Consider the following 11604-nt stretch of genomic DNA (forward strand, 5'->3'; position numbering starts at 1 on the left):
TTGAGGGCCTACGATGTCATTCTGAAAAAGAGAAACGGAGGAAAACTCTCCAGAGAGGAAATAGGCTTCATGGTGAGGGGTTACGTCGACGGCGAGATACCGGACTATCAAATGGCGGCGTTCTTGATGGCGATCTTCTTTCGCCACTTGGACGAAGAAGAGACCTATTATCTCACCGAAGCCATGATGAAATCCGGGGAGATCCTAGACCTCTCAGAAATACCTGGGAAGAAGGTTGACAAGCACTCAACAGGAGGTGTTGGTGATAAAACCACCCTCGTTGTCGCACCACTCGTTGCTTCGTGTGGTGTTCCCGTTGCGAAAATGTCCGGACGCGCTCTTGGACACACAGGAGGAACGATCGACAAGCTGGAGTCTATACCGGGATTCAGAACAGAACTCTCCATCGACGAGTTCGTTGAAAACGTGAAGAGGTACGGTATAGCGATAGTGGGCCAGACGGGAAATCTCGTACCCGCGGACAAAAAGATATACGCCCTCCGCGATGCAACAGCAACTGTCGATGAGTTGTCCCTGATCGCATCGAGCATAATGAGTAAAAAGCTTGCAGCCGGAAGCGACGCGTTCGTCCTAGATGTGAAGTTTGGAACGGGTGCTTTTATAAAAGACATAAAAGAGTCCAGAAGACTCGCAAACCTGATGCTGAATATAGCAAAACGTCACGGTAAAAAAGCCGTTGCCGTCCTTTCAAACATGAATCAGCCGCTGGGACACTTCGTAGGAAATTCCTTGGAAGTGATAGAAGCAATAGAAACCCTCAAGGGAAACGGTCCGAAGGATTTGGAGGAACTTTCAATTACTCTTGGTGCTTTGATGCTCGAGCTTGCGGGAGATTCGAAGTTTGAAGAAGGAAAGAAGATTTTGAAGAGAAAGATCGAAACGGGAGAGGCTCTCGAAAAATTCCGTGTGCTCGTGAAAGCTCAGGGCGGAGACGAGAGGGTGGTCGACGAGCCCTGGAAGTTTCTACCCGTTTCAAAGAGGGTAGAAGAGTTCAAATCTGAGAAGGAAGGATACGTATCGTTCATAGACACCGAAAAGGTAGGAACAGCCTCCATGCTTCTGGGTGCAGGAAGAAAGAAGAAAGAAGACAAGATAGATCCCGGTGCGGGAATCGTTGTTGAGAAAAAACTGGGAGACTTCGTGGGAAAAGGAGAAACGATCGCAAAGCTCTATGTCTCAGAAAAGAGCGATCTGGAAAACGCCATGAAACTTTTGAAGGAAGCTTACGTGGTATCCAATACTCCACCAGAACCCTTCAGGGTAGTAGAAGAGGTGATCAGATGAAGCAATTTATTTTCGTCTTTCTTCTCCTTGCCTGTTTTTCCTTTGCCTCTTACGTGATCAGTGGAAAAGAGGCATTTCCCATCAGGAGTGTCCTCAAAGATGATGTCTACTACGTCTACGTAGAAGATCTCACACCGGTTGGTGTTGGTTACATACACGCAAACGGATACCACTACGTTGTCCACGATGACCATGTGCTCTTTGTGAAAGAAAAAGAAACGGTGCTGGATTTCGTGAAAAAACTCTCCTCGCCCTTGTTTCTGGAGGGAAAACTTCTTCTACCGATCGATGCCATAAAAGAGCTGATGGAGGGATATCAAGTCTACACGAAGGGAGAAAACGTACTCATCTACGACTCCCTGCCGATCGTTCTTTCTGCCACGAAGGAAAGAGACAGGGTAACCATCTCTTACACGGGTGTTCTGGTGCCAGACATGGTGGAAGTGGAAAAGAGCATGGGCAGGGTTGTCTTGAAGATCTCTCCTGTGGTGGAAAGCATGCCGGTGGTTTCAGAAGGAATAGAAGTGGAACCAGGAAAAAGCGAGATAACCCTCATCGTCAATGTTGGAAATTTCTACCCCGATGTGAAATTGACTTTTGAAAAGGGTCATCTTGTCTGCCAGTTATCGCTGGTCAAAGGATTCTTCGGGAAGATGAAGATAGCTGATGGTGTTGTGTTCGAACGTAAGATAGAAGAGTTCGGCAGGGGAGAAAAAACGGTTGTGAACTACCTGATCATGGACCCAGACAAGGTTGAGGTGAAACCCGTTATCGCTGAAGAAGGCTTTGGCTTCCTTGAGCAACTCGACGATATGGTAGAAAGGGTTGGAGGCGTGGCCGGGATAAACGGAAACTACTTTGACCCTGTGACGAAGTTCCCCATTGGCCTCATTGTGATAGACGGGAAGCCTTATTCTACAATGTTCTCTGGAAGGCCCGTTTTTGCGATCACTGAAGAAGGAGACGTGTTCATCGGAAGGATGCTTGTGGACGTTACCCTGACGGTGAACGGTGTGCTCTTCCTCGTCAAAGGAATCAACACGCTCGGTGAGGGAGAGGTGCTGGTTTACACGAAAGAGTTTTCAGGTACGATCCCGAGGAAAGATGACAAGTTGTACTTTGTGGTAGATGAAGACACGATAAAGTACCTGGGATACAGAGAAAGAGCCGAAGGTTCAGAGTACGTGGTTGCTGTTTCCAAAAAGTACGAGGCATACCTTTCCAACCTGAAGATAGGAGACAAAGCTTATCTTTCCGTTCAACCTAATCTTCCAATTCGGATAAGGCAGGCAGTAGAAGGGGGCCCTCTTTTGATCCAAAACGGTGCTCCCATTCCTGATGCTCAGGAGGAGAAGGCAAGGTACGGCGGTGGCATCGCTTATGCGAAGGCACCAAGAACGGTCATTGCTACAAAAGACGGAAAACTTTGGTTTATCGTGTTCGAAGGTTATAATCATATAACGAGAGGATTGAATTATGATGAACTCGTTGATTTCCTTCTCTCCAAGGGCTTCGAAGACGCCATGTGTGTTGACGGAGGAAGCTCATCGGTCATGGCCGTGGGTAGAAGCCTCTTTGGAAAGGCAGCAAACAGCACGGCAGCCATACCTGTGGGAATCGTTGTTTGGAAGAAAAAAAGCACGGAGGTGGGTGAGTGATGGGAGAAATTCGGAATGTGCGCACAGCAACCCTAATAGGGCACAACGGATCTGGGAAATCTTTGCTTCTAGCTCGTATCCTTTACAAACTGAACATGATTGACAAACCTGAGACGAAATACGTGGACTACGATCCCGTAGAAGAAGAAAAAGGAGCGAGCTTTTCCTCACACGTGGCGGCCTTTGAATGGAAGGGCAAGAGAATGTTTTTGATAGATACCCCGGGATTTGCGGATTTCATTTCTGAGGTCATAAACGGGATTTTTATTGCGGAGAACGTGATATCGGTAGTGAACGCCGTGGCAGGCGTGGAGATACAGACAGAAAGAACCTGGAATCTCGCCGAAGAGATGAAAAAACCCATCATGGTCTTTGTGAACCAGATGGACAAAGAAAGGGCAAACTTCGATAATGTTGTTGCAGAGTTGAAAGAAAGGTTCTCAAAGAAAATATTACCTCTTGTTGTTCCAATCGGTGCCGCAGAAAGCTTTGAAGGTGTTGTCGATCTTCTCAAGAAGAAGGCATACAGATACAAAGGAGAAGAGTTAGTGGAAGAAGATATGCCGTCTGAGTTCAACGATCTACGATCGGAGATCCTCGAAGACATAGTGGAACAGGATGAAGAACTCATGATGAGATACCTCGATGGAGAAGAGATAGAATACGATGAACTCATGAGAGTTCTCAAGGAAAGCTACAGAAAAGGCGAAGTGGTACCCGTGATAGCAGGTTCCGGACTCAAGGAGATGGGCGTTGAGGCGTTGCTGGATTATCTGGAAAGTATTGGGGTCTCTCCAGCAGAAGCGAGTCCTTACAAGGCGGCAATGGAAGATGGAAAAGAGGTGGAAATTCCCCTATCTGAAGAAGAGCCCTTCTGTGCTTACATTTTCAAATCTGTTGTTGACCAGTTCGTTGGAAGAATAACCTTCGCAAAAGTCATAGCGGGAACTTTGAAGAACGGCGACACCATCGTCAACGTTCAGAAAGATACTTCGGAAAAAGTCGGACACGTTTATCTTCCCGTTCTCAAACAGCAAAAAGAAGTTGAGTCTGTCGGCCCGGGTGAGATAGTTGTTCTTTTAAAACTCAAAGAAGGTGCCGTTGGGGAAACCCTTGCCCACAAAGATAGAAGGGTGAAGATAGTTGTTCCCTCCTTCCCGGAACCCATGTTCTCTCGTTCTGTCCACCCCAAGTCCAAGTCAGACATTGACAAGATCAGCGGAGGGCTGTCCAGGCTTTCTGACTCTGATCCTACTTTCGTGTGGGAATACGACCCGGAAACTGGCGAAACAGTGATCTCAGGACTTGGTGCCATGCACCTTGACGTTATGGTGGAAAGACTGAAAAGGATTTTCGGGGTCGACGTGGAAATTGGAAGACCGAAGATCGCCTACAGAGAGACGATCACCGCAGCAGCCGTGGCAGAGCACAAACACAAAAAGCAAACGGGTGGTCACGGTCAGTACGGACACGTAAAGATACAGCTGGAGCCTCTCCCGAGAGGTCAGGGATACGAGTTTGTGGACAAGATCGTCGGAGGGGTAATCCCCAGGAACTTCATTCCCTCTGTTGATAAAGGTATCAGAGAAGCGATGAAAAAAGGTGTACTCGCAGGTTATCCCGTCACAGACGTCAGAGTCATTCTCTTTGACGGTTCCTACCACGAAGTGGACTCTTCCGATATTTCGTTCCAGATTGCAGCTATACAGGCCTTCAAGAAAGGAATGGAAGCTGCAAAACCTGTGATACTGGAGCCGATTATGGAGGTAGAGGTCTTCGTCCCTGAAGAAAACGCTGGAGACGTGATGGGGGAGATTTCCAGCAGAAGAGGAAGACCCCTCGGTATGGAACCCTCCGGTAAAGGTATGGTGAAGGTGAAAGCAGAAGTTCCTCTTGCCGAAATGCTCGACTTTTCCAACAAGCTTTCCTCCATCACCAGTGGAAGAGGTTATTTCACCATGAGATTCCAGAGATACGAGATAGTACCCCCGAACATCCAAGAGAAGATCATCGAAGAGAGAAGAAGAGAAATGCAAGAACAGGAGAAATAATATGAACTTCAAGAACCTGGTAATATACGAAGCTTTCGCAAGGGCTTATCCAGGAGAAAAAGGAAAGAAATTCCTATCGCTCGAGAAAGATCTGGAAAGATTGAAAGGAATGGGCATCAACACAGTGTGGTTGATGCCCATTCATCCTACTGGTGTGGAAGGAAGAAAAGGAACCCTCGGCTCTCCATACGCCACTCGCGACTACTACGAAATAGATCCTCTCATAGGAACCAAGGAAGATTTCAGAAAGTTTGTGGAGAGAGCACACGAGTTGAATATGTACGTTTTGATGGACATGGTGTTAAACCACGCCGCTGTTGACAACGTCTTAGTGAAGAAACATCCCGAGTGGTTTCTCAGGGACGAGAACGGGAACTTTGCGAGGAAAGTACCAGACTGGTCGGATGTCATCGATTTCGACTATTCGAACGGAGAGTTGAGAGAATACATGATCAGCATGATGAGGTACTGGGTTGAGGAATTCGACGTGGATGGATTCCGGTGTGATGTGGCAGGTCTTGTTCCTCTGGATTTCTGGATACAGGCCAGAAAAAGCCTTGATCCTGTGAAAAGACTCATATGGATATCCGAGACTCACGATCCGTACATGTACCAGGCGTTCGACATCACTTATGACTACGACGGTTACTACAGGTTCCGGGATTTCATAGAAGGAAGAGGAAGTCTGAGGGAGTACATCGACTTTTTGAGAATGCAGGATCACATGTACCCAAAAGGATACATAAAGATGAGATTTCTAGAAAATCACGACCAGCCTCGAGTAGCAAGGTTTCTCTCTCAAGAATCGTTAATACACTGGATCGCCCTTCTTTTTACGATGAAGGGAGTGCCACTGGTTCACAATGGGCAGGAATACGGCCTTGAAGAGGATCTGGACATATTCAACGAGTACACACTTCCCATCCCCAGGCAAGAAAACGAAATATTCGTCTTACACAAAAGATTTGCCCACTACAGACTCAGAACAAATATGTTTTCAGATGGGGAGATGATCTTTGTAAGAAATGATCAACCAGAGAAGGTGATATCCTATCTCTGGAGACACGAAAACAGGTTTCTTCTCTGTGTTTTGAACCCTCTTCTGGAAATTGTTTCTGTCATTCTCGATTTTTCCGGCACATGGGAAAGTATCTGTATCCATTCTAAAAACGTATTCAACGACGACCTTGTGAGGGTGAGTGTGAAAAATTCCAGAGCCAAGTTGGAAATTGGAAGAGAACCCTTGATACTCTCCTTCGTGCTCTACTGAGAGCAGGTGGTAGAATGAATATTGGTGTGGTAAATTTGCGTGTCAGACTCTTTGGTGTGAGGTCTTTGAAGGAAAAAAGAGGTATATTGAAAAGACTCATAAACGATCTGAGAAAAAAGTACAACATATCCATCTCCGAAGTGGGAGCACACGACTCGAAGAATTTCTTCGAGATTGGAATTGCCATGGTGAACACCGACAGGGCTTTCATAGAGAAGGTCTTTGACGCCATCATAGATTACCTGGATCTTTACCCCGGAATGGAGATAGAAGAAGCGGAGAGAGAGGTGTGGTGAAGATGACAATAGTGATAGATGAACTGGAAGCGATCCTGAACAGAGTTCTTTCAAAGAAGAGAATCGTTCACGTGAAGTCCGTGGTGGATTTTTCGAGGAGGTTGGGAGAGATATACAATGTGGATCTCAACAGATTGGAACTCGCTGCTCTGTCTCACGACATGTTCAGAGATGTACCACCCCGAAAGCTCTTGAAGATGTCCAGGGCCTACGGTCTGGAGATATCAGAGCTGGAAAAAGCTCATTCTGTTTTGCTCCACGGAAAGGTGGCGGCGGAGTTTTTGAGAAGGCGCTTCAACGTGGACGACGAAGAAGTGCTCATGGCTGTGGCCTATCACACTTCAGGACACGTCAGTTTCAAGGAGATAGGGAAGATCCTCTTCATAGCCGATTCTCTTGAATTCACACGAGACTTCCCTGGGGTTGACGCTTTGCGGAAGATAGCGTTTCGAAGTCTAGACGAAGGATTCTTCCAGGTTTTGAAGAACAAAATCTTCTACGCGGTTGGAAGAGATCTTTTACTCATACCAGAAACGGTGGAGCTCTGGAACAGTATTCTCATGAGCAGAGGAGGGCATGTAGATGAAGAGATCGAGTAAAGTGTTACTCACCGTTTTTTTTATAGTTATAGCAATCGTTGCCGTCGGATTTCTCTACTACAGATCCTTCCTTTCTTCTCCAGACTACAAAGCGAGCCAAGTCCATTATCTTTTCAGAGTGGAAGATGAAAGTTATTTCGTGAGAATAGACGACACGAAGAGAATGGTGTACATCGTTTCCTTCCCAAAGGAATCCTACGATCCGGAAAGAAGAGAGTCTCTCTTTTCCGAAAGACCTCTGAGCGATCTTGAAAAAATAGAAAACCTGCTTCAAGTGAAAGCAGAAAGAGCCTTCTATTCAGTGATGTCAAAAGACGAATTTCTGAAGCTCTGTCACGATCTTCTTGGTAGACAGGTTGAAAGTTTCACAGATTTTGTTAAAGAGCTTTCAAAGAGAAAAATGAGGTTCTTCGACTTTTTGTTCGTGGGAAGTTGGGTAAAGGATTTTGGATTCAACAATTTGAACAGATTTTCCCTGTACAAGTTCCTAGAAAAAGCATCGAGCTATGCGATCGATATTTTTGAGGCACCGACGATAACGAAGAAACCTGTCACTGTGAAGGTCCAGGGGAAAGAGTACCAAAGGTTGTACCTTGACCCAGAGAAATTGAAGGTCATCACCGAGGAGATGAAAAGGTGAGGATAGATCCTCTCGGAGGAGAATCTTTGAAAAACCAGGAAGTTAAGGGAAAAAAATCCAAAAAAACTTCCAGAACCGGAAAGATAGAGAGAAGAGAGTTCTTCGACATAATGAGAGATGTCAGCGTGGAACAATTCGAAAAACTCCTTGAGGAAGCTGTCGAAGAAGTGATTGAGTCTGGAAACGAACTGGTAAGATCCCCCACTCCTTCCAATCTGAAGAGGTACAAAAATGCCATAAAGGAGTTCCTGAAACTTGTTGAAAAAAGGCTCTATAAACTATCTGGTAGTTTCGATATGACCACCGGCAGAGCAAAACTTCACGTTGTAGTAGAAGAGGTGAACGAAAAGCTAATGGATCTCACCGAAAAGATCATGAAGAACGAGTGGCAAACAATAAACCTGGCTGCCAGAATAGAGGAAATCAACGGGTTGATACTCAATCTCTACCGTTGAACCTCGAGAGAAAGATCCACGAAAATCCCACTCAAAGTCAGGCGGCTCGTGGAGATCACATCGACCGTTTCCATGTCGTAATCTGATACGTTCTCTTCTGTAATACCCCCAGACACCTCTACCACAACGTTTGAGTTCATCTCTTTGATCTTTCTGGATATCTTCTTGACCATCTCTGGTGACATGTTATCCAGCATGACAATGTCAGCACCCATTTCAACAGCCTTCAGGGCGTCTTCCATGCTTTCAACTTCGACTTCGATTTTCTTCGTGAAAGAGGTGATCTTTTTAACCTCTCGGATTGCTCTTTCCACGCTTCCATAAATCTTCAAGTGGTTATCCTTTATCATAACGCAGTCTTCGAGATTGAACCTATGGGTGTCTCCTCCTCCATGTATCACAGCAAGTTTCTGAAGAAGAGACACCCCCGGAATCGTCTTCCTTGTGGCGGCTATTTTTGTGTGTTTCAACTTGCTGGCAAACCTCCTGGTGATGGTGGCCGTTGAAAACATCAGTGAAAGCGTGTTCAAAAGCGTTCTTTCGATCAAAAGCAGGTTGTACGCGTTACCTTCTATCTCACCAATCACACCCTTTTCAGATACGAGTTCACCGTCTTCCACGTAGAATTTGGAAGCTAGATGATACCTTTCCAGAAACTTCTGTGCAAGCTCTATTCCAGAGGCAACCACGTTTTCTGATTTCAGAACAACGGCCGCTTTGGAAGTCATGTTTCGAAGTGGGAAGGAGGCAATATCCAACCCTCCTTCGTCCTCTTTCACATGGGATACAAGGATATCCAGAAGCTTTTCCACAATATCACCCCATGATTTCAAACATTCTGAGTATGGGCCTTCTGGCTTTTTCGATAATATCTTCCGGAAGTGTAACTTCGAAAGATTCCGTTTCAAGGGCCAAAAGTGTGTTTTCCAGAGTGTTTTTCTTCATGTTCACACAGATGACATTCTCCAGCGGAATGAAATTTCTGTCTGGGAATTTCCTTTTTAACTTGTGAATCATTCCTATTTCCGTTCCTATCACGAAGGTCTTCGATGGATCACCCTTTGGTATCTCTTCCATCTGCCCAGTGCTTCCCACATAATCAGCTTTATCTCTGACCGATCTTGGGCATTCCGGGTGAACCACCACTTTAGCATCTGGGTACTTTTTCTTTGCAATATCGACGGAATTTTCGCTGAACTGATGGACAGGGCAACGCCCACCTTCGGGTATGGCAACTATTTTCTTTCCCGTTTTTTCAGCTACGTGCTCTGCCAGGTTCTTATCTGGACCGAAAAGAATCACATCCGATTCGATCTTTTTCACAACTTCCACTGCGTTCGCAGAAGTGCATATGACGTCTGCGAGAGCTTTACACTCTGCTGTGCTGTTCACATAGAGAACAACAGGAGCACCCGGGAATCTTTTCTTGTATTCTTCTATCATCTTCGGTGTCAGGCGATTCGCCATGGGACATGTTGCACTTTTGTCGGGAACTATGACTTTCTTTTCTGGATTCAGTATCTTGACCAGTTCTGCCATGAAGTCTACACCAAGGAAGAGTATCTTTTTCTCTTTTAAACCCACCGCTTTCCTTGCAAGCTGGAGTGAATCACCTACAAAATCTGCTATATCCTGAAGTTCTGGAATCTGGTAGTTATGAGCAAGTATCACATAACCCTTTTCTTTCTTCAAATTGAGAATTTTGTCTATCACCATCGTCCCTCCTCATTCGAAGACGATCTTGGAGTCTAGACTTTCGATGGTTTTCAAGATGGAATAGACTGTTACCATACTCGTTTTGGGATTTTCCGGAGATGGAAGGTTTTCTATCCTGAACTCGTATGTTCCAATACTGGAGAACACTCTTATATTGTGAACGTTGTGGGAAAGAGAAGAATCGGATTTTATGATCACCTTTACCCTTTCAAATCCAACGACGAGACCAACGGTTGAAGCGATGTTTATGTTTCTGGGAAAAAGTTTCGCCGCTTCTTCCACACTTCCCTCAAAGACAGTCGTTTCTCCTTCAACGCTCACATCAAGGCTTCTTGGGTGTTTTTTTGTTTCAATGATCACTTGTTCAACGGTGTCTCTTATCGCCGATATCAAATCCAGTCCACCGATCGCACCGGAGGGGAAAAAGACTCTTGCCGGTGACCTCTTCAGCTCCTCGAAAAACAACTCTCTGAAAGTCCTATCAGCGAAAGCGCTGGTACTGACGATGAGATAGTTCACGCTGCTCTTCAGTATCTGTGAGGAGTACTCCTTAACCGCCTTTTGGGAAGCACATTCAACTACCGTGTCCACATCCTCAGGAACGTGAAACTCTTCGAGCCACTGCACATCTGGAATGTAACTTCTTCGATATTTGTCGAAAGCATATACTTTCTCAAAACGAGCCATTTTCAGCAATTGCTTTCCAATGTTACCAACACCGATGATAAGAGCTTTCATCACTCACACCCCCAGATAAATTTTACACCAGCTGTAAATAACTGACAAGATATGTTGTAAAGGATTGGTGTTAGTTACAAACTAATTGGTTTTCTACAATTATGTTTTATTCATACAAACCAGGTTAGTTCCAATTGTTCACAAAGCGGGTGGTGTTTGTATAAGGTATGTAGAGGTAGATACAGAGTATGCAATTACCGGTAACGGAGAAATTCATGCGACTTTGAGAAGGATGCATTATGCGTTAAAAAAGGAATAATAGTAATTGTACGGGAAAATATGTGGAAATCTATCTGCATATTGTTATTCAAAAAGCCGTTGAAAAGGGGAAGAATATATTTAGCCATAAACACTTTAAGGCGTGCCTTTTTGTTTGCATTTGTGAAACTGGTAACTATACGAATTTCCCTCAAAACGCCCCAAAAACCCTTGACCTAGGTCAATGTAATTTATCTTTTGTTTTTCCCTTCTTTTCCATCTTTCTTTGACTATGCAATTATTCCGTCTTTTCACTTGGTACTTGATGATACCAGTTCGTGTGTTAGAATGGTTTATGATGAATGAGCACTGAAAGTCAAGTATTACTCTTGTATCTTGAAAAGTCTTGTGGTATAATTTCTTCGAAAATCAACGGGTTTCAATACTTCCTTAGAGGTATGGAAACGTTTTAGATGAATTTGTCGAAGCAAAGATAATTTTCAGTTTCAATACTTCCTTAGAGGTATGGAAACTCCTAACGGGTGTTTCGGCCGTTCTAAGTTGTGAGTTTCAATACTTCCTTAGAGGTATGGAAACATAGATGCGCTAACAGGCTTTATTAATGGGACTCAAGTTTCAATACTTCCTTAGAGGTATGGAAACAGTGTAGCGGTCGTA

Annotated in this window: 11 protein-coding genes; 8 read left to right on the forward strand and 3 right to left on the reverse strand. The window is 44.9% G+C overall.

The genetic code is table 11. The features are described 5' to 3' along the window. Genes J7K79_RS06825 through J7K79_RS06860 form a run of 8 tightly spaced genes read left to right on the forward strand, consistent with a single transcriptional unit; the run spans window position 1 to window position 8274 of the window. Window positions 1–1305: a pyrimidine-nucleoside phosphorylase gene (locus tag J7K79_RS06825; RefSeq protein ID WP_296906722.1), complete on the forward strand. Its 1305-nt coding sequence runs from the start codon at window positions 1–3 to the stop codon at window positions 1303–1305. Then, window positions 1302–2963 carry a phosphodiester glycosidase family protein gene (locus J7K79_RS06830; protein WP_296906724.1) on the forward strand — a complete coding sequence of 554 codons (1662 nt, stop codon included), beginning with the start codon at window positions 1302–1304 and terminating at the stop codon, window positions 2961–2963. Before J7K79_RS06825 ends, J7K79_RS06830 begins: the two co-directional genes overlap by 4 nt. Then, complete coding sequence (gene fusA / locus J7K79_RS06835) at window positions 2963–5014, forward strand: elongation factor G (protein WP_296906727.1); 2052 nt, start codon at window positions 2963–2965, stop codon at window positions 5012–5014. Before J7K79_RS06830 ends, fusA begins: the two co-directional genes overlap by 1 nt. Window position 5015: 1 nt before the next feature. Beyond that, entirely contained in the window at window positions 5016–6284 is a 1269-nt protein-coding gene (locus J7K79_RS06840) for an alpha-amylase family glycosyl hydrolase (protein WP_296906729.1), read from the forward strand. A 14-nt stretch (window positions 6285–6298) separates the two neighbouring features. Next, window positions 6299–6580 carry a DUF503 family protein gene (locus J7K79_RS06845; protein ID WP_296906732.1) on the forward strand — a complete coding sequence of 94 codons (282 nt, stop codon included), beginning with the start codon at window positions 6299–6301 and terminating at the stop codon, window positions 6578–6580. Between the two features lie 2 nt (window positions 6581–6582). Then, window positions 6583–7179 (forward strand): bis(5'-nucleosyl)-tetraphosphatase (symmetrical) YqeK, encoded by a 597-nt coding sequence (yqeK, locus tag J7K79_RS06850; protein WP_296906735.1) that lies wholly within the window; start codon window positions 6583–6585, stop codon window positions 7177–7179. Then, the gene (locus tag J7K79_RS06855) at window positions 7163–7819 is read left to right on the forward strand and encodes a hypothetical protein (protein WP_296906737.1); all 657 of its coding nucleotides are present in this window, start codon (window positions 7163–7165) and stop codon (window positions 7817–7819) included. The genes yqeK and J7K79_RS06855 overlap by 17 nt, the downstream gene beginning before the upstream one ends. Further along, complete coding sequence (locus J7K79_RS06860) at window positions 7816–8274, forward strand: YaaR family protein (RefSeq protein ID WP_296906739.1); 459 nt, start codon at window positions 7816–7818, stop codon at window positions 8272–8274. The genes J7K79_RS06855 and J7K79_RS06860 overlap by 4 nt, the downstream gene beginning before the upstream one ends. Here the strand turns inward: J7K79_RS06860 and nadC are convergent. From nadC to nadX, 3 genes are read right to left on the reverse strand one after another with little or no spacing between them, the layout of a single operon-like run. Next, the gene (gene nadC / locus J7K79_RS06865; protein ID WP_296906741.1) at window positions 8265–9086 is read right to left on the reverse strand and encodes a carboxylating nicotinate-nucleotide diphosphorylase; all 822 of its coding nucleotides are present in this window, start codon (window positions 9084–9086) and stop codon (window positions 8265–8267) included. The two genes, J7K79_RS06860 and nadC, sit on opposite strands and share 10 nt — an antisense overlap. A gap of 4 nt (window positions 9087–9090) precedes the next feature. After that, complete coding sequence (gene nadA, locus J7K79_RS06870; protein WP_296906743.1) at window positions 9091–9987, reverse strand: quinolinate synthase NadA; 897 nt, start codon at window positions 9985–9987, stop codon at window positions 9091–9093. 12 nt (window positions 9988–9999) lie between these two features. Next, complete coding sequence (gene nadX / locus J7K79_RS06875; RefSeq protein ID WP_296906746.1) at window positions 10000–10728, reverse strand: aspartate dehydrogenase; 729 nt, start codon at window positions 10726–10728, stop codon at window positions 10000–10002. Window positions 10729–11604 lie beyond the last annotated feature (876 nt).

The sequence above is a fragment of the Thermotoga sp. genome (assembly GCF_021162145.1).
Lineage (GTDB): Bacteria > Thermotogota > Thermotogae > Thermotogales > Thermotogaceae > Thermotoga.